This is a genomic window from Stenotrophomonas sp. GD03958 (assembly GCF_029839005.1).
GTDB lineage: Bacteria > Pseudomonadota > Gammaproteobacteria > Xanthomonadales > Xanthomonadaceae > Stenotrophomonas > Stenotrophomonas hibiscicola.
Genome location: NZ_JAOBZT010000034.1, coordinates 1 through 24,830, shown reverse-complemented (window position 1 = coordinate 24,830; position 24,830 = coordinate 1). Strand labels below are relative to the sequence as shown.

The window sequence follows — 24,830 nt, the reverse complement described above, 5'->3', positions numbered from 1 at the left end:
CGGGGGAAATGCTCATGAACCGCATCTACCGGCGTGTATGGAACCGCCAGCTCAATGCTCTGGTTGTAGCCTCGGAACTGGCCACCGGCGACAGCGGCGGCAGCGCCGCCCGCGATCCGCGCAGTGCACTGCTGATGCCGACTGCCCTGGCCCTTGCCCTGTTGTGTGCGCTGGCCAGCGGGCATGCAGGCGCAACCGAATCCAATCAGTCGCTGCGCGACCTGCAGGCGCTCGCAGCCAAGTACGCGCAGCCGATGCCGGTCAAGGTCGACGCGGAAGTGGCGCTGGCTGCCGCATCGCGCCAGGCGCAGAGCAGTCCGGCGATCAGCGCTGACGCGCGTGTCGGCCTGCAGCTGAGTACGAACTCGCTGCCGATCGTACGCGACGTGCTGCCGGCCACCGTGCAGGTGAAGCTGGCGGCGAGCGCTGCGCCGAAGCAGGTCGCGGTTCCTGCGCTGGCCGCCGATGTCCGCGCCAATGCCGGGTTGGGACACGCAGCGTCCAGTGTGGCGAAGATTGATGCCTCGCTGGCGGCCAACGTTGTGCCGTCCGCGCACGCGCCGCTCGGTGTGGCTGCGGATGCCCAGGCGAAGGCCGGCGTTGGCATCGCCGGTGCGCAGGTGGCCTCGATCGATACCGGTGCCAAGGCGGCCGCCGCTGTTGCTGGCGCACCGGCTGGCTCGCGGTCCGGCCTCAAGGCGTCCGTTGACGGCAAGGTGGATTCGCAGCTGAAGCTGGCGGGCCACCAGATCGACGGCCAGGGGCAGGTCAAGGCGACGGCGGCGGTCACGCTGCCGGCCAAGGAGGAGCTGCCGGGCGAGACTCATGATCGTGCGATCACCGCGGCCTTCGATACCGGTGTTGCCGGCAACGTGCGCGTGCAGGCGCCGCGTGGCCACGAAGTCGTGGCCGACCGCAATCTGAAGCTGGCCGGCCAAGCGACCGTGGCGGCGCAGAACAGCGCGCTGGGCGTCGATGGCCTGGTGGGCGGTGTTGTCGGCGCGGCAGGCGGCGCCATAGGTGGCGTGCTTGATGGCACCGTAGGCAACACGGTTGGTGCGGTCGGCGGCGCCTTGCACGGCACGGTTGGAACGGTGGGCGAAGCACTGGGCAGCACGCTCGAAGGCACCGTTGGAACTGTCGGTAGCGCGGTGGGTGGTGCAGTGAACGGCGCCGTTGGTACGGTTGGCGCAGTTGGCGGCACCGTGGGTGGTGCGCTCAACGGCACGGTCGATTCGGTCGGCAGCACCGTCGGCGGCGCGCTCAACGGTGCGGTTGGCACGGTCGGTGCAGTTGGCGGCGCCGTGGGTGGTGCACTCAACGGGACGGTCGCTTCGGTCGGCAGCACCGTCGGCGGCGCGCTCAACGGTGCGGTTGGCACGGTTGGCGCAGTCGGCGGCACCGTGGGTGGTGCACTCAACGGCACGGTCGGTTCGGTTGGCGGTGCCGTGGGCGGCACGCTCAACAATACGGTGGGTGCAGTAGGCAGCACCGTCAGCGGTGTACTCAACGGCGTAACAGGTGGCAGCACCGGCGGCCTGGGGGGCCTGCTGGGCGATACACTCGGCAATGTCGGCGGCGCCGTCGGTAACCTGCTCAATGGCAACCTCAACGGCACCATCGGCAATCTCGGCAGTGCCGTAGGCGGCCTGGTCGGTGGCACGCTCGGCGGCCTCGGCCTGACCAAGCCCTCGGCGATCCCGCCGACCAGCCCGAAGGCGCCGGCTCCGGCCGACCCGAACGCTGGCCTGATCATCGGCACCGGCGGCCTGGTCGGTAATGTCGGGCAGCTGATCGGCCCGACCACCACCAGCCTGTTCGGCGGCAACGGCTACCTGAGCAACGGCAACCTCAAGCTCAGCAACGCCAACGTGATGCAGACCTACTCGACGGTCAATGTGCTGGGACTGCCGGTGGTCAACCTGTCGCCGGTCGGCAGCACCCTCAATGGCCTCGGCGGCGCTGTCACCGGCGGCAGCTCGCACCTGACCCTGATCGGTGGCGTCACCTCCGACAGCTACATCTACAACATCAACAACGGCAATCCGGGCGGCCTGCTGGGCCTGTTGCTGCCGAAGGATTCGCCGGCCTGGGCCGCCAAGTGCCTGGACATCGCCCTGGCCGACATCTCCTGCTGGGCCGTCAACGCCGCGCAGGACTACCAGGTGCTGATGGGCGACGGCGCCTTCGCCAACGGCTCGAAGGAAGTGGTGATCGGTGCCAATGCACGGCACGAACTGCCCAGGGTCGATGCCAACGTTGCCTTCCCGGGCGATGGCGTGAACGATCCCACCAACCCGACCGGCGTCCCGACCGCAGACTACGCTGCGCGCATGGGCCATTCGGTGATCGTCGGTGACAGTGCCGTCGGTACCGCCAACGGCCAGACCCTGCTGGGTGCTGAAGCCACCTCCAACCAGGCGAACTCGGTCGCACTGGGCTACCGTTCGGCTGCACTGCGCGGCGCGCAGGCCAGCTACAGCGCTTATGGCCTCACTGCACCGCAGGTCTCGGCCGGCGAAGTATCGGTGGGCACCGCCGGTGGCGGCGAGCGCCAGATCACCAACGTGGCTGCCGGCAGCGTCAACACCGATGCGGTCAATGTGGCCCAGTTGAAGGGCGCCATCAGCCTGATCGATGATGTGGCGGCAGCTGCGGTGACCTACGACCTGGACGGTGCCGGCAACCCGAACTACCGTCGGGTGACGCTTGGCGCGGGCACTGGCACCACCACCATCGGCAACCTGGCCGGCGGCGCGGTCACCGCGGGCAGCCTGGAAGCAGTCAACGGTGGCCAACTGGCTGCGACCAACGCCGCCATCGCCAGCTTCTTCGGTGGCCGCGCTGCGTTCGATCCGGCCAGCGGTGCCTTCACTGCGCCGCTGTTCGAGATCAGCACGATCTCCACCACCGGCGCCATCGCCCAGGGCCTGTACACCAACGCCACCGATGCCTTCGCGGCGGTGGATGGTTCGCTGGTCAACCTCAACACGCAGATCACCGATATCCGCAACGGCGGTACCAAGTACCTGCGGGTGAACTCGACCGGTACCGAGGCCGTGGCCAGCGGCGCCGATTCGATCGCGGTCGGCACCAATGCGCGGGCGACGGCAGCCAACAGCATCGCAGTGGGGGCGGGAAGCCTTGCCGATCGTGCCAACACGGTTTCCATCGGTGCCGCTGGCGCAGAGCGTCAGGTCACCAACGTGGCGGCCGGTACCGCGGCCACCGATGCGGTCAACGTGGGACAGCTGCAGGCCTCGGAGCAGGGGGCACTGCGCTATGACCTCAACGCCGATGGCAGCGTCAACTATGCCAGCGCCACGCTGGGCCAGGCCGGCACCGCCACCACGCTGCGCAATCTCGGCCCGGGCCAGGTCAGCGCCACCAGCAGCGAGGCCATCAACGGGGCCCAGCTGTTCGCCGCCAACCAGGCCGTGGCCACCCACCTCGGCGGTGGTGCTGCGGTCAGCGCCAGCGGCGTGCTGACCGCACCGACGTACTCGATCAACAACGTCGCCGCCAACGGCACCGTGACCAAGGGCAGCTACAACGACGTCGGCACCGCCTTCGATGCGGTCAGCAACTCGCTGGCCAACGTTGCCGACCAGACCGGCGAGATCGACAAGCTGGCCGTGAAGTACGATGTCGACGGCAGTGGCAACGTGCTCAACAGCGTGACGCTGACGGGCACCGGCACCGGCGCGGTGAAGATCACCAATGTCGCCGCCGGCAGCATCCTGGCCGGCAGCAGCGACGCCATCACCGGCGACCAGCTGTTCAGCACCCACAGCACCATCGCCAACTACTTCGGCGGCACCACTGCCTACAACGGCACCACCAACGCGTGGACCGCGCCGACGTTCAGCATCTCCAGCATCGCCACCGATGGCACCTTTACCAGCGGCGATTACAACAACGTCACCGCCGCCTTCACTGCCGTCGATGGCTCGTTGAAGGTCCTCAACCAGCGCATCACCAACGGTGGCGGTGGCAGTGCCTACCTGGCGGTGAACTCGACGGCGGCCGCAGCCACCGCGGCCGGTGCGGAAGCGGTGGCGGTCGGCCCGCAGGCCAGTGCAGCCGGTGCCAACAGCGTGGCGGTCGGCAACGGTGCCAGCAGCAGCGCCGGCAACAGCGTGGCACTGGGTGCCGGTTCGGTGGCCAGCGTTGGCGCACAGAGCGGCTATACCGGCGCCTACGGCCAGACCGGTGCCAGCAACTCGGCCGGTGAGGTCTCGGTCGGCAGCAGCGGCAGCGAGCGCAAGATCACCCACGTTGCCGACGGCTCGGACACCTACGACGCGACCAATGTCGGCCAGCTGAAGAACGGCGTGAATTACGCCATCGACGAGTCGAAGAAGTACACCGACCAGAAGATCCAGAACATCACCAACGTGGCGGGCAGCTTCCGCGCCAACAACACCAACAACCTGGCCGATCCGTCCGCCAGCGGCGCCAACTCGGCCGCGGGTGGTGCAGGCTCCACTGCCGCCGGTGCCAACTCGACCGCGCTCGGCAATGGTTCACAGGCGCAGGCCGACAACTCGGTGGCATTGGGTGCGGGTTCGGTGGCGAACCGGGCCAACACGGTCTCGGTGGGTGCCAGCGGCGCCGAACGCCAGGTGGTCAACGTGGCTGACGGCTCGCAGGCCACCGACGCGGTCAACGTGCGCCAGCTGCAGGCCTCGCAGCAGGGCACCATCCGCTACGACACCACGGTGAACGGTGCGACCAACTACAACAGCGTCACGCTGGGATCCACCGGCAGCGGCCCGACCACGGTGCGCAACGTCGCCGCCGGCACCGCCGGTACCGACGCGGTCAACGTGGACCAGCTGAAGTCGGGCATGGCGCAGACCCTGGATTGGTCGAAGGCGTACACCGACGAGCGCATGGGCGGCTTCGAGCGCGACCTGCGCAAGACCGACAACCGCGCCTCGGCCGGTATCGCTTCGGCGATGGCCACCGCAGCGCTGCCGCAGCCCAGCGAAGCGGGCCGCAGCATGGCCTCGGTCGCCGCTGGCAGCTACAACGGCGAGTCGGGCGTGGCGATCGGTATCTCCGGTGTCTCTGAAGGTGGTCGCTGGATCTACAAGTTCAGCGGCTCCACCAACAGCCGTGGCGAGGCCGGTGTGGCCGTCGGTGCCGGCATCCAGTGGTGATCCCCGCGGCCGGGCCGCACGCGCGGCCCGGCATCGCGGAAACGTCCAAAGGGGGGAATGACATGAAACAGCATCGCATCGCCCGCACCGGCCAGATGGCCGCTACGCTGGGCCTGATCCTGGGGATGGGCCTGCTGGCCGCCTGCCGCAGCCATGCGCCAGCCACCGACGGTCCTGCCGAAGCCACCGCCGTGCAGTTCCCGGAGGCCTCCAGGGCCTCGTTGAAGGAAGGCATCTATCCGGACGTCGCCGACCTGCGCCGCTTCGCGCCGGGCATGAGCAAGCGGCAGTTGTACACGCTGCTGGGCACGCCGCATTTCAATGAAGGCATGTGGGGCGTGCGCGAGTGGAACTACCTGTTCAACTTCCGCACCGCGCAGGGCGCGGAGTATTTCACGTGCCAGTTCCAGGTGCGCTTCGACAGCAAGGGCATCGCCCAGGCGGGCTACTGGAAGCCGGAATCGTGCGCGGCGGTGATCGAACCGCCACGGCCACCGGCGCCGCCTGCACCGGCACCGCTGCCGGAGCAACCCCTGCGGCTGTCGGCCGACGCGCTGTTCGGATTCGACAGCGCGGTACTCAGCGCCGAGGGCCAGCAGGCGGTGCAGGGCATCCTGGCGCAGGTGCGTGAAGCCGCACAGGTGCAGTCGATCCGGGTGACCGGCTACACCGACCGTATCGGCAGTGCCAGCTACAACCAGACCCTGTCGCAGCGCCGCGCCGAGGCCGTGCGCAGCGCGCTGGTGCAGGGCGGCGTGCCTGCAGCCAGCATCAGCGCCGAAGGACGCGGCGCGGCCGAGCCGATCGTGCAGTGCGAGCAGCGCAATCGGCGCGAGCTGATCGCCTGCCTGGCGCCAAACCGTCGCGTGCAGATCGCCGGAGTGGCACAGCCGCGCTGAAATCCCCTCACCGGGGCCAGGCCCCGATCCCGAGTCCCCCCTGACCGCCGGCAGGCGTGGCAACGTCTCCCCCGTCGTCCACGCCTGCCTGCGGCTCAGGTTTTCTAACGGTGCACGCGATGAACGCTCAATTCCTGCCTCTTTCCATGAAGACGGAAACCACACTCAGCGTGTACGGCCAGCTCGGCAACCATGCCGTGGTACGCATTCCCGGGCGGCGCCTGCCAGGCCTGATCCTGCAGGCCGATACCGTGGCCGGGTTCCTTGCCCAGCTGCAGGAGGCCCAGGCCTGCCTGCGCAGCGGCCGCGCGCAGCGTACCGATGCGGAGCTGGACATGCTGATCGACGTGCTGCAGCAGTGGTATGCGTTGATCGAATCTCGTCTGGCCGACGCCGGCGAGGCGCTGTAGGGAAAAAGGGGACGGAGGGGATTAAGTCGTTCCCGGCACACTCGGGGCAAGAGCGACTTAATCCCCTCCGTCCCCTTTTCCTAGGCGCGGGCGCGGACCAGCCAGCAGGCGGCATCCACGCGTACGCGGTCGCCTTCGACGAACGGGGTGAATGCCGCTACCGCCTTGTTCCGGAGCGAGGTGGCCCGGTCTTCGGGCAGATTGCGCAGCGCCAGGCCCAACGGGCCCAGCTGGCCGACATAGGTCGGCAGGTCTTCGCGGGCGAGCGAGCAGGGCAGGTCTACCGCAACAACCTCCACGTCATTCCAGCCGGCGGCCTGCAGCAGGTGCTGCACGCGCTCGCCATCGGCAAAGGCGAACTGGCCCGGTGCGCCGGGCGCGCGGGGCGGAAGATCCAGTGCGTCGCCGATGGCGCGCTCGGCCGTTGTCATGAACGGGTTCTCCGCTGCGCTGCGCCAGGCGATGAAACGCAGGCCGGCACCCGGTCGCGCGGCACGGTGCAGGTTGGCGAAGGCGGCCTGGCTGTCTTCGAAGAACATCACACCCAGCCGCGATTGGATCCAGTCGAAGTGCGCGGTGGGCAGCGGATGCTGCTGTGCGTCGGCGACGATGAAGTCTGCGTCCAGTCCTGCCGCCTCGGCGCGTTGACGGGCCAGCGCCAGCATCGGCGCGGAGATGTCCAGGCCGGTGCAGTGCGCCGACGGGCGTGCTGCGGCTGATGCCAGCAGGCTGGCACCGGTCCCGCAGCCTACATCCAGCAGTTGCGTGACGGTGTCGGGCAGTTCGTCGACCAGCAGGTCGGCCAGGGGTTGGAACAGGCCGTCGAGGATGGCCTGCTGCGCAACCCAGATCTGACCGCCGGGGCCGTTCCACAGCGCGTTCTGATCAACGGGGGATGTACTGGTCATGGTCTTGCCTTGCGGGGAAGTCGCCCATAGGTTGGCGCTTGAAGGTCACTTGAGGTCAAGCCCGTGCGCGAACTGGATATTGGCGAGGTGGTCAAGCGCAGCGGCGTGCCGGCCTCGACCCTGCGCTACTACGAACAACTTGGGCTGCTGCAGGCACTGGGCCGTCGCGGCCTGCACCGGCAGTACGACGAGCATGTGCTGGAACGGCTGGCACTGATCGGCCTGGCCCAGGCGGCCGGGCTGTCGCTGCAGCAGATCGGCGCATCGCTGCCGCCGCAGCGCGGATGCCTTACGCTGGATCGTGAGGCCCTGCTGGCGCAGGCTGATGTGCTGCAGCGGCAGATCATCCAGCTGCAACGGGTACGCCGGCACCTGCAACGTGCGGCGGCCTGCCCGCAGGCAGAGGATGCCCGGAAGTGCGGCTCGTTCCGGAAGCTGCTGCGGGCACAGCAGCGCATGGCGGGTGGGTGAGAGAAGCGTATCCATGCATGGCGTGAATCTACTTCACCACGACCTCGGCAGATCCACGCCCTGCGTGGATGAATCAATCGCGGGTGCTGACTTCCCACGTGGCATGCAGCACCCCCGGCACGTGCTCCATCCGTGCCAGCACCACGTCCAGCTCATCGGCACTCACGGCAGTACTGACCAGCACCGCGATCACATCGGTTGGTGCATCGGCATGTTCGACCACCTGCACATCGCCGACCGGGTACTGCGCTGCTTCCAGCGCATCGACCAACCGCTCACGCACCCGTGGTACGGCTTCGGCATCCACGCTCAGGCGCACCTCGTAGGTGGCTTCCGTGGCGGCTTCGTTGATCGGGATGCGGTTGATCGCATTCACCAGCGGCCGCAGCAGCGTGTTGCCGGCGATGATCAGCACGGTCAGCAGCACACCTTCGGCCAGCATGTCCGCGCCGGTGCAGCTGCCCACCGCCGCCGAGCACCACAGGGTGGCGGCGGTGTTCAGGCCGCGCACGTTCATGCCTTCCTTCATGATCACGCCGGCGCCGAGGAAGCCGACCCCGGAGACGACGTAGGAGATCACCCGCACCGCCTCGGCGCTGCCGGCGATGCGCATGCCCAGGTCGACGAAGGCAGCGGCGCCAACTGCCACCAGCACATTCGTGCGCAGGCCGGCCGTGCGTTGCCGGTACTGGCGCTCGGCGCCGATCAGCGTGCCCAGCACGAAGGCGGCCAGCAGGCTGACCACGGTGTCGGCGAAGGGACCGGCCTGGAAGGTCTCAATGAAGCGCATGGCCGGAGTCTACCCGGTTGAGGTGACAGTAGATCCACGCCATGCGTGGATTTCCAGCGGTCCACGCCACGCGTGGTTAGTTAGCGTGCCAGAAACGACTTAATCCCCTCCGTCCCCTTTTTGCGGGGTCAGTCGGTGTCCTCGACGCGCTCGCCCATCAGTTCGCGCTGGCGCTTGTCCAGTTCCTCGGCGTAGCGCTTGCGGACGAAGGCTTCAGAGACCACGCCCAGGACCTGGCCGTCGGCGCCGACCACCGCCAGTTCATCGGCCTGGGTCTGGTCGAAGCGCTGCATCACGCTGACCACGTCCGCGGCCGGTGACAGTGACACGTCACGGTTCTCGGCCAGCTCGCCGATCATGGTCTCCGGCTTCACGCCGTCGCCGTAGACGCGCGGAATCTGCACGATGCCTGCGTAATGGCCTTCGCTGTCGATCAGGATCACCCGGCTGCCCGAGCCAAGCGGGAAGCGCTGGCGGAACGCGGCGGCATCGAGATCGGCCGGAGTAGTGGCCACGCCCTTGCGCATCAGCCGGCCGGCGTTGAGGTTCTGCACCCAGCCCACGTCGCGGGCGCTCTTGATGGTCTCGCCGCGCAGGTGCATGCGCCAGGTCGAGAACGAGTAGCCGAACCACTGCCGCACCAGCGTGCTGGACACCAGTACCGCGCTCATCACCACGCTGGTCAGCAGGAAATCGTGCGTGCCTTCCAGCACCAGCATGGCCATGGTCATCGGCGCGCCAACGACGGCAGCAGCTAGCGCGGCCATGCCGGCCAGCGCGGCCGAGGTGGCGTCGATCACCGGAACGCCGGTGGCCATGCCCAGCAGTCCGGCGAACAGCGCGCCGACCAGGGTGCCCATGAACAGCGAGGCGAAGAACAGGCCGCCACGGAAGCCGAAGCCCAGCGAGATGCCCGAGGCCAGGCACTTCAGGGTCAGCAGGCCGCCGATCCAGATCAGCGGCAGGTGCGTGGTCAGGTCCAGGTGCAGCGCGCCATGGCCGGACGACAGCACCTGCGGACTGGCCAGGGCGAGCGGGATCAGCAGCAGGCCACCCACCACCGGGCGGCCCCACAGCGGCAACGGGCTGCGCTTGACCCTCCCCTCAATGGACGCGATCAGGCGCATGATGACAATGCCGACCATCGCGCAGCAGCAGCCCAGCAGGCCGTAAATGGCGTAGTCGGCGGCGCGTACGTCTATGGTCGAAGCGGCGGGCAGCAGGTAAGCCTCGATGCCGGCCTGATCGGCCACGAACGCACCGGCCAGTGCGGCCACGGCCACCGGCGCCAGTGCGGCCGGCGTGTAGGCGCCGATGACGATCTCGAAGGCATAGAACGCACCGGCCAGCGGCGCACCGAAGGCGGCAGCAATGGCACCGGCAGCGCCGGCGCCGACCAGGATGCGTACATCGTTGCGGCGCAGGCGCATCACCCGGCCAAGCTGCGAACCGCTGCCGGCGCCCATCTGCGTGTACGACGCCTCCAGCCCCACAGATGCGCCGCAGCCATTGGACAGCAGGGTCTGGGTCAGCACGATCAGGTTGTCGCGCATCGACATGCGCCCGCCATGCAGGGCATTGGCTTCGACCGCATCGAGCAGGGGCCGCTTGAGCCGGGTCGCGGCCAGGCTGACCAGGCCGACCAGCAGGCCACCCAGCGGCAGCACCAGCAATGCGGTCCAGGTCAGCGAGGGCAGGGAGCTCAGGCGCATGCCGTCGTCCAGCCCGTACAGGGTGCCCTGCAGCCAGCGTGCGATGCCGGACTGCAGCAGGGTCAGGTAGCCGGCGATCAGGCCGACCAGCAGGGCAAGCGCGATGAACCACAGGTCGCTGCCGCGCAGGCGCAGGCGCAGGCCCTGGAAGGCCAGATGCAGGCGCGATGGCGAAACAGGCAGTGACATGGTGGCGGCATGATACGCCGCCACCGTGGTCGCCGCCGTCACTGCATCGGGCGGTTACCGCGTCAGAAGCGGTAGCGGCCCTGCATGTAGAAGGTGCGCGGCGCGGCCACCATGCGGCCGGCGTTGCCATCGACGTTGCGGGTGTACCAGCGCTTGTCGGCCAGGTTGTTCACGCCCAGCGCAATCTCGCTGTCACCCAGGCCCGGCACCTGCCAGGCCACCTGCGCGTTCCACAGGCGCACGCCCGGCACGCGGCCCACGCGCGCATCGGCGGTTTCTTCCCAGGTGTTGGCGGCATCGGAGAACTGGCCGCTCTGGTGGGTGCTGGAGACATTGAAGGTCCAGTCGGCCAGCGCGTAGCGGGCGCCGACGCTGTCGGTGTCGCGCGAGTAGAACGGCACGTCCAGGCCACGGTTCTCGCCGGACTGCTGGATCGCCTGGGTCCAGGTGTAGTTGGCGTACAGTTCCAACCCGGCCAGTGCGCTGTCTTCGCTGAAGTGGTACTCCAGCGCGCTCTCCACGCCCTTGTGGTCGGTGGCGCCGATGTTCTGGAAGGTCGGCGGGGTGATCCCCGGCACCTGCAGGATCTGGTTGTCGAAGCGCATCTTGAACACGGTTACTTCCGCACGCAGTGCGCCGTCCTGCCAGCGCGCGCCCAGCTCGGCGGTCTTTGCCACTTCCGGGTTCAGCGGATTGCGGGCGGTCTGCGAGTTGAGCTGGATGTTCTGCACCGGCCCGAACGAGGTGGTGTAGTTGCCGAACACGGTCAGCTGCGGCGCCAGCAGGTAGGCGATGTTGAGCGAGGGCAGGGCCTTGTCGTTGCGGCTGCGGAAGGTCGCCGTGCCACCGGCCTGGCGGCGGTCCATGTCGATCCATTCCATGCGCACGCCCGGGGTGATCCGCCACTGGCCGATCGCAATGCGATCGTCGATGTAGAACGCGTGGGCGTCGGTGGCGTTGTCGAAGCGGTTGGTGGCGCTGGCCACGCCGGTGCGGCGGGTGACGGTGTAGCTGCGGTCGTTGCCACGTTCGCGCAGGAAACGGTAGCCGGCGGTGATGTCGTGCACCGTGCTGCCCCAATGCAGGCGCTGGGTATAGCGCGGCTCGATGCCGAGCACGCGGTAGTCACGCGGCTGCACGGTCAGCTGGGTGTTGGCGGCGTTGATCAGAGAGCTGGCGCGGGTGCTCTCGTTGTAATAGGCCAGTACCTCGAACTCGCTGTTGGCCGACAGGGTGTTGGTGTAGCCCAGGTCGATGCCGGTGCGATGGCCCTTCCAGAAATCGGTCGGCCGGGTGTTCTGGAACGGATCGGCCTCGTACTGCGCACGGGTCAGGCCGCCCGGGGTCAGTGAACGCACGTCGTAGTAGGACAGCTTGGCGCGCAGCTCCTGCTGTTCGTCGATCGCGTAAGCGAACTTCAGCGCGAGGTCGTTGAAGCGGTCATCGCTGCCCTGGCGCCAGCCACGCCCGTCCTGGCCGGAGTACAGCAGGGCCGCGCCGAGGCCGTTGCCGCCGGTGCCGCCGAGGAAGGCGTTGTACTGGGTGCTGTCACCGCCGCCATGGTCGTAGGCGGTGTAGCGCGCGCCCGCTTCGCCGTGCAGGCCGGCCTCGGTGGGAATGGCGCGGGTGCTGAAGTTGATGATGCCGCCCACGTTCTGTGGGCCGTAGCGCACCGCGCCGCCGCCGCGCACCACGTCGATCGATTCGATGTTGGACAGGCTGGTCGGTGCGAACGACAGCTGTGGCTGGCCATACGGCGCCACCGCCAGCGGAACGCCGTCCAGCAGTACGGTCGAGCGCGGCGAGTAGCGCCCGGTCAGTCCGCGCACGCCGATGTTGAGCGAGACCGAGCTGCCGGCCGTGCCGGAGTTGTCGGTGACCTGCACGCCGGGGATGCGGCGCATGGCATCGCCGATGCTGGCCGCGCCGCTGGCCTCGATGCGCTGGCGGTCGACCACGGTGCGTGCACCGGCAAAGCGCTTGACGCTGTCGTGCAGGCCGGTGCCCAGCCAGCTGCCGGAAACCTGGATGCTGTCCAGCGTGGTGGCGCCGTCCTGGGCGAAGGCACGGGTGGTAGGGAGCAGGCACAGGGCGAGGGCGGCGGCCAGCGGCAGGCGGGCCGGTTGCAGGGCGAGGATGGGCATCGGTGCAGGCTGTGGAAGGTAGTAAATGAGAATTATTGCTGATTCCATTCGCTATTGGAATGCGCCTCCGGTTCATGCCGATGCCCCGGTGATAGAGTGGGCGATTGCTTACTGACTCGCTGAGATCTGCCATGTCCCAAGCCGCTTTCCACCCCGTCGGAACCCCTGGCCAGCCGTGGGGAGCGGCGGAAAGGGAGGTGTGGCGTGGCCGCCAGCAGCGCCTGCGTCGCTATGACGAGGAGGTGCTGCCCCGCATCGAGGCGCTGGCTTCGCGCTTCGACAAGGTGGCCTATGGCCAGCTCGACTACGCTGGCGAGACCTACACTCTGTTCGCCCTGCGCAGCCGCGATTGGAACCCGGCGCTGCCGGCTGCCCTGGTTACCGGTGGCGTGCACGGTTATGAGACCAGCGGCGTGATGGGCGCGCTGGAATTCCTCGAAAAGCACGCCGCCGACTACGCCGGCAAGGCCAATCTGCTGGTGGCACCGTGCGTGAATCCGTGGGGCTTCGAGCGCATCAACCGCTGGAATTTCGATGCGATCGATCCGAACCGCAACTTCCGCGCCGACGGCCCGGCCCGCGAATCGACCGCTGTCATCGAACTGATCGCGCCGTACAAGGGCCAGTTCGTGCTGCACATCGACCTGCACGAAACCACAGACAGCGACGAGAGCGAGTTCCGCCCGGCGCTGGCGGCGCGTGACGGCAAGCCGTTCGAGCCGGGTCTGATTCCCGATGGTTTCTATCTGGTGGACGACAGCGAGAACCCGCAGCCGGCCTTCCAGCAGGCGGTCATCGCCGCCGTGGAGAAGGTCACCCATATCGCCCCCGCCGATGACAAAGGCGAGATCATCGGTTCGCCGGTGGTGGCCCAGGGCGTGATCGAGTATCCGCTGGTGAAGCTCGGACTGTGCGCGGGCATCACCGGTGCGAAGTTCACCACCACCACCGAGGTCTACCCGGACAGCCCACGGGCGACCCCGCAGCAGTGCAACGACGCACAGGTGGCGGCGGTGTGCGCGGCGCTGGATTACGCGCTCGCCCATCGTTGACCGGTAGTGCCGGCCGCTGGCCGGCAACCACGCGACAACAGGATTGCCGGCCAGCGGCCGGCGCTACCTCACCCCAACGCGTCGGCCCACCACAGCGCCGCTGGCCCCGGCGGCGTGTCGCGGCGCCACAGCAGGTCGCTGTGGATGCGCCGCGGCCACCCGGGCAGGGTCAGTTCCACCAGTTGCCCGCGGTCGTAGCGCTGCACCAATGCGCGGGGCAGCTCGGCCCAGCCTATGCCATCCTCGGCCATCTCCATCACCATCAGGTAGTCGGTGGCGGTCCACGCCAGCCCGGTAACCGCCCGCGCATGGTCGACCTCCGCGCTCAATCGCACCTGCCGGTACCGTGCCAGCTGGGAAGCTGCGCGACGGCCGGCGTCGGCCAGGGCATGGTCGCGTGCTACGTACACCGACAGTTCGCTGTGATGGGCCAACGGCCGTGCCACCAGACCATCCGGGTAGCTTTCCTGGCGCGGCAGCAGGCCCAGCGCGGCGCGACCACTGCCGACCAGTTCCAGCACGTCTTCGCCTTCGGCATCCAGCCATTCCAGTTCGATCTCGGGGAACGCTTCGGCAAAGCGCTGCAACACGCGCTGCTCCGGATCGAGCTGATACACGTCGGAGAACACCACGGTCAGCCGCGCTTCGACCGGGGCGGCCAGCCGCACGCTCAACTGCTGCAGGCGGGTATCGGCGGCGAGGATTTCCTGGGCATGGGCGAGCACCTGGCGCCCGGCTTCGGTCAGCTGCGGGTAGCGTCCACTGCGGTCGAACAGGCTGACGCCCAAGTCCGCCTCCAGGTGGGCAATGGCGGTACTGACCGTTGACTGGGTCTTGCGCAGGCGGCGCGCCGCCGCCGAGAACGAGCCCAGCGCGGCGGCTTCCACGAAGGCCTGCAGGGATTCGGGGGAATAGGGCATTGATCCATCGCTCCTGTCGATGGGATCCATTTTGATACCACCGTAAAAGGCGATGATACTCGCCGCCGTCGCCCCTGTCTGCGGGGCGTTCCGGACCCTCCACGCATGCCGTGGACCCATTGAAGAGGCGGCGCGGTCCCCGCCCTGCAAGGAGCTTCACATGTCTCGTACTGTTCCCGCCCGTGGCGCGCTGGTCGCCTGGGCCTGCCTGACCGTGGCGATCGTCGCCGAAGTGGTCGGCACCTCGTTCATGGCGCACGCCGCCCGCGATGGCGGCTGGACCGGTTATCTGATCATGGCCGGTGCGCTGGCGCTGTCCTACTTCTTCCTGGCGCAGTCGGTGCGCCGCATTGCCGTGGGCGTGGCCTACGCGGTGTGGGAAGGCCTTGGCCTGACCCTGCTGACCGTGGTCGGCCTCACTGTGTTCGGCGAGAGCCTGTCGCTGCAGCAGCTGGCCGGCCTGATGCTGGCCGTGGCCGGCATCGTCTGCGTCACCCTCGGGGAGGCGCACTGATGAGTACCCTGGCCCTGTTTTTCGTGATCTGCTCGGCGCTGATCGACGTCGCCGCCAACATGATGGTGGCCAAGTCGGAAGGCTTCCGCCGCTGGCGCTGGGGTGTCGGCGCGATCGTCATGGTCTGGATCGCCTTCGCCCTGCTGGGCCAGGCCGTACGCTACATGGATCTGGCCACGGCCTATGCGATGTGGGGAGCGATCGGCGTGATCGGCACCGCCAGCTGCGGCCGCCTTTTGTTCGGCAACCGCCTGCGGCCGATCGGCTGGGTTGGCATCGCCCTGGTCACGGCGGCGGTACTGCTGCTCAGCACCGCCAAGTAGCAGCACGCCTTGTCGCGAGCTGGGCGGCGATTGTGCAGCGATTTGCGAAGTCGCCCCTGCTCATCGACACTGCGGTTTTCCACATGGAGTGCCCGCATGTTCAGCCACATCACCGTAGGAACGAACGACATGGAGGCCGCGCGTCGCTTCTACGACGCCCTGTTCGCCGCGATGGGGGCACGTGCGGGCGTATTCGACGAGAAAGGACGGCTGCTGTACTTCAAGGATGGGCGGATGTTCGGTGTAACCGCGCCGATCGATGGGCAGCCAGCGTGCCATGCCAACGGTGGCACCATCGGTTTCAGTCTGGGCAGTGCAGAGGCCGTGCGTGCCTGGCAGGAAGCTGGCGTGGCTCACGGTGGTACCGCCATCGAAGATCCCCCCGGCGTCCGCAACATGTCCGGTAGGCAGGTGTTCCTGGCCTATCTGCGTGACCCGGATGGCAACAAGCTGTGTGCGGTGCATGTGATGTCGTGATTGGACAGGACGCGCGTGGCCGCGATGCACGCGGTCCGCGCGCGGCTGCGCTCGCAGGCACGCTCCGGCGCGCGCGTGATAACACGGAATGGTGGGCCGGGCCTGTGACCACAGGCCGCAACTTCATGCTCTGTCCACTGCGGTTCAGCCAGAATCGGTCGGCTAACCCTTTGATCTACCGGAGAACGCCGCCCCATGGATGTACTGGAGCCGCAACAATCCCCGGTGCGCACCCTTCGGCCTGTGTTCGCCTTCGCGGCGATCGTTGTCGTGGCGTTCGCGCTGTTCGTCAGCCTGTTCCCGCTGGGGGCAGGCCGCCTTCTGCTGAAGGCACAGGACTGGGCCGCACTCAACGTCGGCTGGTACTACCTGCTGGCGATGACCCTGTACCTGGTGTTCGTGGTCGGCGTGGCGCTGTCCAAGTACGGTGGCATCAAGCTCGGTGCCGACCATGACGAACCGGAGTTCAGTTACCTCTCCTGGGCCGGCATGCTGTTCGCGGCGGGCATCAGCATCACGCTGTTCTTCTTCTGCGTTTCCGAACCGCTGACCCACTACCTGCAGCCGCCGCAGGGCGATCCGGCCGCGGGCGAGGCCGGTGCGCGCCAGGCCATGCAGCTGCTGTTCCTGCATTGGGGCCTGCATGGCTGGGGTGTGTTCGCGCTGGCGGCGATGGCGATGGCCTACTTTGCCTACCGCCACAACCTGCCGCTGGCGCTGCGCTCGGCGCTGTACCCGCTGATTGGCAAGCGCATCAACGGCCCGATCGGCTACACCGTAGATGCGCTGGGCATCGTCGCCACCGTATTCGGCATCGGTGCCGACATGGGCTTCGGCGTGCTGCACCTCAATGCCGGCCTCTCGCACCTGTTCGACATTCCGCACTCCAACCTGGTGCAGATCATCCTGGTGGTCAGCATGATGGGCGCGGCGGTGGCCGTGGCCGTGTCCGGCGTCGAGAAAGGCGTGCGCTGGATGGCCAACATCAACATGCTGCTGGCGATCGCGCTGGTGCTGTTCATGCTGTTTGCTGGGCCGACGCAGTACCTGTTCAGCACCTTGATGCAGAACCTGGGCGACTACCTGGGCAGCGTGGTCGGCAAGAGTTTCGATGTGTATGCCTATGGCGGGCGCCCCGAATGGCTGGGTGGCTGGACGGTGTTCTACTGGGCGTGGTGGATCGGCTGGGCACCGTTCGTGGGCTTGTTCATCGCACGTATCTCACGCGGCCGCACCATCCGCGAATTCGTGTTCGGCGTGCTGCTGATCCCGCTCGGCTTCACCTTGGCGTGGCTGTCGATCTTCGGCAACAGCGCGCTGGACCAGGTGCTGCACCACGGGCAGCAGCAACTGGCGCAGCTGGCGGTGGATGACCCGCCAACAGTGCTTTATGCACTGCTGGATGGCTACCCTTGGAGCCGCACGGTGATCGCGGTGACAGTGTTGGTCAGCTTCATCTTCTTCGTGACGTCGGCTGATTCGGGTGCGGTGGTGTTGTCCACGTTGTCGTCGCATGGTGGATCATCCGAAGACGATGGTCCACGCTGGCTGCGCGTGTTCTGGGGCACAGTGATCGCGGTGCTGACCGCAGGGTTGTTGCTGGCCGGCAGCATCGATGCATTGAAATCGGCGGTGGTGCTGGCGTCGTTGCCGTTCTCGGCGATCCTGTTGCTGATGATGTGGGGTCTGACCCGCGCGTTCAGTGACGAGGCGCACCGCAAGCGCGCGCTGCAGTACCGGCCGTCGCCGTTGATCGGAGACGATCGCCATCATCAGGGCTGGCGCCAGCGCCTGAGCCAGGCCATGCATTTCCCGGTGCGCGACCAGGTCTACCGCTTCATGGATGACACGGTGAAGCCGGCGATGGAGGCGGTGGCCGAGCAGCTGCGCGGGCAGGGTTGGGATGTATCCACCCGCTTCGAGGCCGGCGACATGGAGTTGACGGTGAACCACGGCGAGCAGCAGGACTTCCTGTACCGGGTGATCCTGAGTGGCTACCTGACCCCGTCGTTCGCCGCGCAGCAGCTGCGCAACCAGCGTTACTACCGCGCCGAGGTGCACCTGTTCGAAGGCAGCCAGGATTACGACCTGGTGGGCTACAGCCGCAAGCAGATCATCAACGACATCATCAGCCAGTACGAACGTCACCTGCAGTTCCTGCACCTGAGCCGGTGATGCACATTGATGGTAGTGCCGGCCGCTGGCCGGCAACGCGAACGGGGCGGCGCATCACCGCCGCCCCGTTGGTGCATCAGAACCGGTAACGAGCGCCCAGCGAGACGAACTGCCCGCGCAGGTTGTACTGGCTGATGTCGAAGCCGTTGGAGCCACCGGCCGGGTCGAACGGCGGGTCCTTGTCGGTCAGGTTCAGCACCGACAGCGACAGCGTGGTGTTGGCAATGCCTTCGTACGCCACGTACAGGTCCAGCTGGTGGTACGGCTTGACGCGGTCGCTCAGGCCCGGGTTGCTGGTCGCCGTCGCCACGCGCTGGTCGTAGCCGCTCACGTACTGCAGGCTCAGCGTGCTGCTCCAGTCACCGACCGCCCAGTTCAGCGACGTGGTGCCGCGGGTGCGCGGCAGCGCGCCGTGGCGGTTGTTGCCGGCCCCGTCATAGGGCGACTGGCCGGCCACCAGCGGCTGCTTGAAGCTGAGCAGGTGGGTCCAGCTGCCGGCCACGGTGAAGTTGCCCCAGCCGTCGGTACGGAAGGTGCGGCTGGCGTCCAGATCCAGCCCCGAAGTGGTCAACTCCCCTTGGTTGGCGTACTGGTTGGTGATGAACTGGATGCGTCCCTGCGCATCACGTTGCACGCGGCCCGGGAACAGGGTCGGGTTGTCGACGATGAACTGCGCGCTGTCCGGCTTGACCAGGTTGTCCTGCTCGATGCGGTACCAGTCCAGGCCGATGCTGGTATCGCCATCCGGCGACCACACCGCACCCAGGTTGAAGTTGCGCGAGCGTTCTGCCTTCAGGTCCGGATTGCCGGTGCGGATGTTGGTCACACCACGGCTGCCGCCGGGCTGCAGCGGATCCAGTGAATCGATCACCGAGCCGTAGCTGACGGTCTGGCCGGGCGCGATCTCCGGCAACGAGGGCGCGCGGAACCCGCGCGAGAACGAGCCACGCAGCAGCAGGCTGTCCAACGGCTGCCATCGCAGCGCCACCTTCGGCGAGAACGCTTTGCCGAAGTCGTTGTAGTGGTCCCCACGGCCGGCCACCTGCAGTTCCAGCGTGCGGTGCAGAGGTACGCTCAGTTCGGCATAGGCGGCGCTGACCTGGCGTTCGCCGTTGACCACGTTGATCGCCGGGCGCAGTTCGGTGCCCGACAGCACCTGTGCACTGGTACGCGCATCCAGCGACTCCTTGCGGAACTCGGCGCCCCAGGCGAAGCCGACCGCACCGGCCGGCAGCTCCCACAGCGAGGTCGAGGCCTTCACGTTCAAGGAGTGCAGCCTGTACCAGCCCGGGCGCTTGGTCTGCAGGCGCAGTGCATCCAGCGCGCCCGGCGTGCTGGACGGGTTGAGGAAGTTGTAGCTGCCATCGCGCAGGATCTGCTCGAACGCATAGCGATTGACGAAGTTATCGACGTACTCGCGCTGCGCACTCTGCGAGGTCAGCGCTGCCACTTCCCAGTCCCAGCGTTCGCCGCTGCCGCGCACGCCCGCCAGGGCACGGTAGAACACCTGCGTGTTGTCCTTCAGGCGCGGGCCCAGATCGAAGAAGGTGTACTCGAACGGCAGCGGCGTGCTGCCCGGATTGTTGGGATGGCCGACCGGCAGCACCGCCGGCACGTCGATCAGCGTGCCGCTGGCCGGGTTGTAGGCGCGCAGGCCGGGGCCGACGGTCAGCGGCGCGCTGAAGATCTGGTCGGCCTTGTTGTGGCTGTACAGCACATCGGCGAAGGCCTCCACGCTGTCATTGAAGCGGTAGGTCGCGCTCAACGAGGCCTGCAGGCGCTCGGCGCCGGGCTGCAGGGTCTTGAATGGTTGTGCATTGAAGGCGCAGGCCTGGCCGGGCAGGGTGCTGCCGAAATCACTGTAGGGACGCAGTTGGCTGCCATCCGGGCAGTTGGCGAACGGTTGCGGCGCGCGTGGGTTGGACAGCCAATTGCCACCGGCGGTGGACCAGCCGGCCAGGCGTCCGCCGGGCTTGTCGCGGAAATCGCCACTGCGGGTATAGGCGCGCTGGTCGGCGTCGAGGCGATCACGCTTGAGCAGGTCCAGCCCGAACAGCACGTTCCAGCCCTGCTGTTCGAGGTCGCCGAAGCCGGCCAGCAGGTTGGCCTTGCGTTCGTCCAGGCTGCCCTGTGTGGCGGTACCGAAACCGCCGCCCACTTCCACGCCCTGGAAGTTCCTGCGCAGGATGATGTTGATGACACCGGCGATGGCGTCGGAGCCATACACCGCCGAGGCGCCGTCCTTCAGCACTTCGATGCGTTCCACCGCGCTGATCGGCAGCGCGTTGAGGTCGACGAAGGTGTCCTGGGTATTGAGCGCGAAGCCGAAGTTGGACACGCGGTAGCCGTTGACCAGCACCAGCGTGTTCTTCGGCGACAGGCCACGCAGGCCGATCGAGGCGGAGCCGGCGGCGAAGCTGCCGGTGTACTGCTCGTCGAAACTGTTGCCGGCATTGGCCGACAGGTTGCGCAGCACGTCGGTGAGGGTGGAGCGGCCGGTCTGCTCGATCTGTTCGCGGCTGACGATCTGCACCGGGTTCGGCCCGGCGGTGTCGCTGCGTTTGATGTTGGAGCCGGTCACCAGCACGGTGCCGAGGGTGGTGCTGTCCTTGCCGGCATCGGCGGTTTCAGCGGCGCCGGCAGCGCCGACGGTGAGGCCCAGCGCGATCGCGCCGGCAAGCAGGTTCAGGGTGGTGCGGTACATGGAAGCGACAACGCCGAACGGGGGAGGAGCCGTCAGTACCGCATGCAGGTACATGCGCCTTCCAATGACGAAAGCGCATTCAGTTATATATCACAGGTTCTTAACGAACGGTGCGAGGAGTGCAGAGCATTGGTGCGCACGCTGCTGTAGAGCCGAGCCTACGCTCGGCTCCGCGCACTGACCGGAAGCAGCCGAGCGTGGCTCGGCTCTACAGAACGCAATGCCAGCCCATCAAGGCCGCAGCAGCACCTTGCCGTTACGGCCCGAACCGGCACCGGCCTTCGCCGCCTGAGCAATGTCGTCCAGCGCGAAGATCTTCTCCACCGGCAGGGTCAGTTCGCCGCTCGCCGCACGCTTCAGCAACTCGCCAACCAGCCGGCGCTTGTCCTCCACCGCCATCGCCTGGCTGACCTTGCTGCCCCAGAAGCCCTTCACCGTGGCCTCCTTGTAGATCAGGCCGCCGGCAGGAATGTGCATCGGCTCGCCACTCATCACCCCGAACGACACCAGCGTGCCGTGGTGGCCGAGCAGGTCGACCAGATCGCCACTGGCGTCGCCGCCGATGGAATCCACTGCGGCCGTGGCCTGTGCTTCGCCAGTGGCTGCGCGCACGCGTTCCTTCCATCCGTCCAACGAGGTGTCGAACACATGATCGACGCCCAGCGCCCGCAACTGCGCGACCGCATCGGCATTGCGCACCAGGTTGGCCACATGCACGCCACGCGCCTTCGCCAACATCGCCAGCGACTTGCCGACCGCGCCGTTGGCGGTGTTCTGCACGATCCACTGGCCCGGCTCGACGTGCAGGAATTCCAGCAGCATCAGTGCGCTCAGCGGCATCGCGATCAACTGTGCGGCCATCTCGTCCGGAATCGCCTCCGGCATCGGAATCACCATGCGTGCCGGTGCAATGAACGCTTCGGCCCAGGTACCGTGCACCGATGCGGCGGCGACGCGTTGGCCGATCTGCAGGCCGTCGACGCCGTCGCCCAGTGCGTCGACCACGCCCAATGCTTCGCTGCCGCCAATCGCCGGCAGCGTCGGCTTGTAGCCATACAGCCCGCGCACGGTCAGCAGGTCGTGATTGTGGATCGAGGCCAGCACAGTGCGGATGCGCACCTCGCCGGGGCCGGGCTCGGGCAGGGCGGCATCGGCAGTGGCTAGGACGTCGGCCGGGTTGCCGAAGGAGGAGTACTGGGCAGCGCGCATGAGCGAGGTTCCGGAGAAAGTGATGTTGTACCGAACTGGGGACGCAGGGCATGTCGACAAGGCGTCGCCGCTGCAACACGGCATCCTGCGACTGATCGTCGCGGCATGTGTTGATTACCGCATCTTGTGTTGACGAGTTCGGATATCCCCACTATGTTGTGGCCGTCACTCCCGGTCAGCCGCCGCCGCCGGACATGCAGCAAACGTCCCGCGGCCCGCCCCTGAAGGCTTGCCGTGTCGACGCGGCCGCCACCGTGCGGACGCAGGTCGCCCCCCACGGCCCGGATACCGGCCGCAGGCGCAGGCAAATGCCGACGACCTACGTTTCCGTACCCTGGCAATCCACCCGTTCGCCCCGTGCGCCGGTATCGCGTCCAGGGCCGCCATGGCATCGAGCGCCAATGCGCGTGCGAGCCTGGAGTTTCACCACCATGACCGACAGTACCTCCCGCGTGGCCGATCCGGCCGGCGCTGGCGACGCCTTGCGCGCCGGTGGCGAGCGCGTACCGACCTGGATCACCAAGGAGGCCGGCAACCGCCGCCTGCCGTTCGACGCCGAGCGCCTGCAGCGCAGCATCGATGCCGTGCATGCCGAGTTCCCGCAGCTGGATGTGAGCGACTATCGCCGCGTTGTGCAGGCAATGGTCGAGCGCAAGCCCAGCCTCAGCGCCGATGACCTGGTCGATCTGTTGATCCGAGAGGCCGAATCGCGCGTGGACCTGGTCGCGCCCGAGTGGGAACAGTTCGCTGCGCGCATCTACCTGCGCCGCCTGTACAAGCGTGCCAGCCGCAACCGCTTCTACGATGTCAGCCTGAAGTACGGCTCCTACGTAGGCCTGCAGGAAAGCCTGGCTGACCGCGGCATCTACAGCAACGACATCCTGCGCTGCTATTCGAAGGAAGAGCTGCAGCAGGCCGGTGAGATGATCGATCCGGAACGCGACCGCCTGTTCGCCTACAACGGCCTGTACCTGCTGGCCACGCGCTATCTGGCCAGCGACCGCAGCCGCGAGGTCTATGAACTGCCGCAGGAGCGCTGGCTGACCATCGCGCTGTACTTGATGCAGGAGGAAAAGCCGCGCGAACGCCGCATGCAGCTGGTCGGCGAGGCGTACTGGGCGCTGTCCAACCTGTACATGACGGTGGCTACGCCGACCTTGGCCAACGCCGGCAAGGTGGGCGGCCAGCTGTCCAGCTGCTTCATCGACACGGTGGACGACAGCCTGCAGGGCATTTATGACTCCAATACCGACATCGCGCGCGTGTCCAAGCACGGCGGCGGCGTGGGTGCCTATCTGGGCTATGTGCGCAGCAGCGGCGCGCCGATACGGGGCGTGGCCAATTCCTCCGGCGGCGTGGTGCCGTGGATCAAGCAGCTCAACAACACCGCGGTGTCGGTCGACCAGCTTGGCCAGCGCAAGGGCGCGGTGGCGGTGTACCTGGACATCTGGCACCGCGATATCGAGGCCTTCCTGGATCTGCGCCTGAACAACGGCGACCAGCGCCTGCGCGCGCACGATGTGTTCACCTCGGTCTGCGTGCCCGACCTGTTCATGGAAGCGGTCGAGCGCCGCGCCGACTGGTACCTGTTCGACCCACACGAGGTGAAGCAGGCCAAGGGCTGGTACCTGCAGGACTTCTACGACGAGAAGCGCGGTTCGGGCAGCTTCCGCGACCGCTATGCCGAGCTGGTGGCCGATGAACGCATCAGCCGCCGCACGGTGAAGGCCATCGATCTGTTCAAGCGGATCATGCTCAGCCAGCTGGAGACCGGCAACCCGTTCCTGTTCTACCGCGACGAGGTCAATCGCCGGAACCCGAACAAGCACGCGGGCATGATCTATTCCAGCAACCTGTGCACCGAGATCCTGCAGAACATGAGCCCGACGCGGATGATCCAGGAGATCGTCAGCGGCGACCAGATCGTCACCACACGCCGCGCCGGTGACTTCGTGGTCTGCAACCTGTCCTCGATCAATCTCGGCCGGGCAATCAGTGCGCCGGATGACCTGCTGGCCACCGATGTGCTGGAGCGCCTGATCCCGATCCAGGTGCGCATGCTCGACAACGTGATCGACCTCAATGCGTTGCCGGCGCCGCAGGCCACGATCACCAACCGCAAGTACCGCGCCATCGGCCTGGGCACGTTCGGTTGGCACCACCTGCTGGCGCAGCAGGCGATCCAGTGGGAATCTCCGGATGCCGAAGTATTGGCCGACCATCTCTACGAACGCATCAACTTCCTGACCATCCAGGCCAGCGCGCAACTGGCGCAGGAGAAGGGCAGCTACCCGATGTTCGCCGGCAGCGACTGGCACAACGGACGCTATTTCAGTGGCCGCGGCTACAGCGGCGCGGCCTGGGACAGCCTGGCCTGCGAGGTCGCCACGCACGGCCTGCGCAACGGCTGGCTGCTGGCCGTCGCGCCGAACATGAGCACCGCGCAGATTGCCGGTTCCACCGCATCGATCGACCCGATCTACAGCGCGTTCTACTACGAGGAAAAAAAGGACTTCCGGCGGCCGGTGGCAGCGCCGGGGTTGTCGCTGGAAACCTGGCCGTACTACGAGAAGGGGGCGTACAAGGTCGACCAGTTCGCCAGCGTGCGCCAGAACGCGCGTCGCCAGCGCCATGTCGACCAGTCGATCAGCTTCAACCTGTACGTGCCCAGCACGATCCGCGCCAGCACCCTGCTGGAGCTGCACCTGAGCGCCTGGCGCGAAGGCCTGAAGACCACGTACTACGTGCGCTCCAACGACATCGACATC

The 24,830-nt window shown here is 67.3% G+C and carries 17 protein-coding genes; 10 read left to right on the top strand and 7 right to left on the bottom strand.

Annotation, left to right across the window (positions count from 1 at the left end; all coding sequences use genetic code 11):
• Nucleotides 1-14: 14 nt before the first annotated feature.
• From N5C25_RS11650 to N5C25_RS11640, 3 genes are all read left to right on the top strand, one after another.
• A complete protein-coding gene (locus tag N5C25_RS11650) occupies nucleotides 15-5,165 on the top strand; it encodes a YadA-like family protein (RefSeq protein WP_279936975.1) in 5,151 nt (1,716 codons plus the stop codon).
• Between the two features lie 62 nt (nucleotides 5,166-5,227).
• A complete protein-coding gene (locus tag N5C25_RS11645; RefSeq protein ID WP_279936974.1) occupies nucleotides 5,228-6,064 on the top strand; it encodes an OmpA family protein in 837 nt (278 codons plus the stop codon).
• 146 nt (nucleotides 6,065-6,210) lie between these two features.
• The gene (locus tag N5C25_RS11640) at nucleotides 6,211-6,474 is read left to right on the top strand and encodes a hypothetical protein (protein ID WP_006450485.1); all 264 of its coding nucleotides are present in this window, start codon (nucleotides 6,211-6,213) and stop codon (nucleotides 6,472-6,474) included.
• 80 nt (nucleotides 6,475-6,554) lie between these two features.
• Here the strand turns inward: N5C25_RS11640 and N5C25_RS11635 are convergent, their stop codons facing one another.
• The gene (locus tag N5C25_RS11635) at nucleotides 6,555-7,382 is read right to left on the bottom strand and encodes a class I SAM-dependent methyltransferase (RefSeq protein ID WP_279936973.1); all 828 of its coding nucleotides are present in this window, start codon (nucleotides 7,380-7,382) and stop codon (nucleotides 6,555-6,557) included.
• Nucleotides 7,383-7,445: 63 nt separating this feature from the next.
• On the opposite strand from N5C25_RS11635, the gene N5C25_RS11630 reads away from it, so the two are divergent.
• Complete coding sequence (locus N5C25_RS11630) at nucleotides 7,446-7,853, top strand: MerR family transcriptional regulator (protein ID WP_279936972.1); 408 nt, start codon at nucleotides 7,446-7,448, stop codon at nucleotides 7,851-7,853.
• Nucleotides 7,854-7,926: 73 nt separating this feature from the next.
• On the opposite strand, the gene N5C25_RS11625 is transcribed toward N5C25_RS11630, so the two are convergent.
• The 3 genes from N5C25_RS11625 to N5C25_RS11615 all read right to left on the bottom strand — a co-directional run bounded on the left by N5C25_RS11625 (nucleotide 7,927) and on the right by N5C25_RS11615 (nucleotide 12,688).
• Nucleotides 7,927-8,643: an MgtC/SapB family protein gene (locus tag N5C25_RS11625; protein WP_005409984.1), complete on the bottom strand. Its 717-nt coding sequence runs from the start codon at nucleotides 8,641-8,643 to the stop codon at nucleotides 7,927-7,929.
• Between the two features lie 128 nt (nucleotides 8,644-8,771).
• Nucleotides 8,772-10,544, bottom strand: coding sequence for a chloride channel protein (locus tag N5C25_RS11620; protein WP_279936971.1), 1,773 nt, complete (start codon nucleotides 10,542-10,544; stop codon nucleotides 8,772-8,774).
• 62 nt (nucleotides 10,545-10,606) lie between these two features.
• Nucleotides 10,607-12,688 carry a TonB-dependent siderophore receptor gene (locus tag N5C25_RS11615; RefSeq protein ID WP_279936970.1) on the bottom strand — a complete coding sequence of 694 codons (2,082 nt, stop codon included), beginning with the start codon at nucleotides 12,686-12,688 and terminating at the stop codon, nucleotides 10,607-10,609.
• A gap of 131 nt (nucleotides 12,689-12,819) precedes the next feature.
• On the opposite strand from N5C25_RS11615, the gene N5C25_RS11610 reads away from it, so the two are divergent.
• Nucleotides 12,820-13,740, top strand: a complete 921-nt coding sequence (locus N5C25_RS11610; RefSeq protein ID WP_279936969.1) for a M14 family metallocarboxypeptidase — start codon at nucleotides 12,820-12,822, stop codon at nucleotides 13,738-13,740.
• Between the two features lie 68 nt (nucleotides 13,741-13,808).
• Here N5C25_RS11610 and N5C25_RS11605 read toward each other — a convergent pair whose 3' ends face one another.
• Nucleotides 13,809-14,660, bottom strand: coding sequence for a LysR family transcriptional regulator (locus tag N5C25_RS11605; protein WP_021204275.1), 852 nt, complete (start codon nucleotides 14,658-14,660; stop codon nucleotides 13,809-13,811).
• A gap of 160 nt (nucleotides 14,661-14,820) precedes the next feature.
• Here N5C25_RS11605 and N5C25_RS11600 point away from each other — a divergent pair, with 160 nt between their 5' ends.
• From N5C25_RS11600 to betT, 4 genes are all read left to right on the top strand, one after another.
• Complete coding sequence (locus N5C25_RS11600; protein WP_134735563.1) at nucleotides 14,821-15,174, top strand: SMR family transporter; 354 nt, start codon at nucleotides 14,821-14,823, stop codon at nucleotides 15,172-15,174.
• Nucleotides 15,174-15,497 (top strand): SMR family transporter, encoded by a 324-nt coding sequence (locus N5C25_RS11595; protein WP_262213875.1) that lies wholly within the window; start codon nucleotides 15,174-15,176, stop codon nucleotides 15,495-15,497. The genes N5C25_RS11600 and N5C25_RS11595 overlap by 1 nt, the downstream gene beginning before the upstream one ends.
• 96 nt (nucleotides 15,498-15,593) lie before the next feature.
• A complete protein-coding gene (locus N5C25_RS11590; RefSeq protein ID WP_058982339.1) occupies nucleotides 15,594-15,974 on the top strand; it encodes a VOC family protein in 381 nt (126 codons plus the stop codon).
• A gap of 195 nt (nucleotides 15,975-16,169) precedes the next feature.
• Nucleotides 16,170-18,149 (top strand): choline BCCT transporter BetT, encoded by a 1,980-nt coding sequence (betT, locus tag N5C25_RS11585; RefSeq protein WP_262213863.1) that lies wholly within the window; start codon nucleotides 16,170-16,172, stop codon nucleotides 18,147-18,149.
• A gap of 76 nt (nucleotides 18,150-18,225) precedes the next feature.
• Here betT and N5C25_RS11580 read toward each other — a convergent pair whose 3' ends face one another.
• Nucleotides 18,226-20,907, bottom strand: a complete 2,682-nt coding sequence (locus N5C25_RS11580) for a TonB-dependent receptor (protein WP_279936968.1) — start codon at nucleotides 20,905-20,907, stop codon at nucleotides 18,226-18,228.
• A 177-nt stretch (nucleotides 20,908-21,084) separates the two neighbouring features.
• Nucleotides 21,085-22,062 (bottom strand): zinc-binding dehydrogenase, encoded by a 978-nt coding sequence (locus tag N5C25_RS11575; RefSeq protein ID WP_279936967.1) that lies wholly within the window; start codon nucleotides 22,060-22,062, stop codon nucleotides 21,085-21,087.
• 431 nt (nucleotides 22,063-22,493) lie between these two features.
• Here N5C25_RS11575 and N5C25_RS11570 point away from each other — a divergent pair.
• On the top strand, nucleotides 22,494-24,830 hold a 2,337-nt coding region (locus N5C25_RS11570; protein ID WP_279936966.1), incomplete at its 3' end, for a ribonucleoside-diphosphate reductase subunit alpha.

Coding starts and splice junctions, on each gene's coding strand:
- N5C25_RS11620 (WP_279936971.1), bottom strand. CDS start 10,544: ATGTCACTGCCTGTTTCGCCATCGCGCCTGCATCTGGCCTTCCAGGGC.
- N5C25_RS11590 (WP_058982339.1), top strand. CDS start 15,594: ATGTTCAGCCACATCACCGTAGGAACGAACGACATGGAGGCCGCGCGT.
- N5C25_RS11615 (WP_279936970.1), bottom strand. CDS start 12,688: ATGCCCATCCTCGCCCTGCAACCGGCCCGCCTGCCGCTGGCCGCCGCC.
- N5C25_RS11580 (WP_279936968.1), bottom strand. CDS start 20,907: ATGTACCTGCATGCGGTACTGACGGCTCCTCCCCCGTTCGGCGTTGTC.
- N5C25_RS11635 (WP_279936973.1), bottom strand. CDS start 7,382: ATGACCAGTACATCCCCCGTTGATCAGAACGCGCTGTGGAACGGCCCC.
- N5C25_RS11650 (WP_279936975.1), top strand. CDS start 15: ATGAACCGCATCTACCGGCGTGTATGGAACCGCCAGCTCAATGCTCTG.
- N5C25_RS11600 (WP_134735563.1), top strand. CDS start 14,821: ATGTCTCGTACTGTTCCCGCCCGTGGCGCGCTGGTCGCCTGGGCCTGC.
- N5C25_RS11640 (WP_006450485.1), top strand. CDS start 6,211: ATGAAGACGGAAACCACACTCAGCGTGTACGGCCAGCTCGGCAACCAT.
- betT (WP_262213863.1), top strand. CDS start 16,170: ATGGATGTACTGGAGCCGCAACAATCCCCGGTGCGCACCCTTCGGCCT.
- N5C25_RS11605 (WP_021204275.1), bottom strand. CDS start 14,660: ATGCCCTATTCCCCCGAATCCCTGCAGGCCTTCGTGGAAGCCGCCGCG.
- N5C25_RS11625 (WP_005409984.1), bottom strand. CDS start 8,643: ATGCGCTTCATTGAGACCTTCCAGGCCGGTCCCTTCGCCGACACCGTG.
- N5C25_RS11610 (WP_279936969.1), top strand. CDS start 12,820: ATGTCCCAAGCCGCTTTCCACCCCGTCGGAACCCCTGGCCAGCCGTGG.
- N5C25_RS11595 (WP_262213875.1), top strand. CDS start 15,174: ATGAGTACCCTGGCCCTGTTTTTCGTGATCTGCTCGGCGCTGATCGAC.
- N5C25_RS11645 (WP_279936974.1), top strand. CDS start 5,228: ATGAAACAGCATCGCATCGCCCGCACCGGCCAGATGGCCGCTACGCTG.
- N5C25_RS11575 (WP_279936967.1), bottom strand. CDS start 22,062: ATGCGCGCTGCCCAGTACTCCTCCTTCGGCAACCCGGCCGACGTCCTA.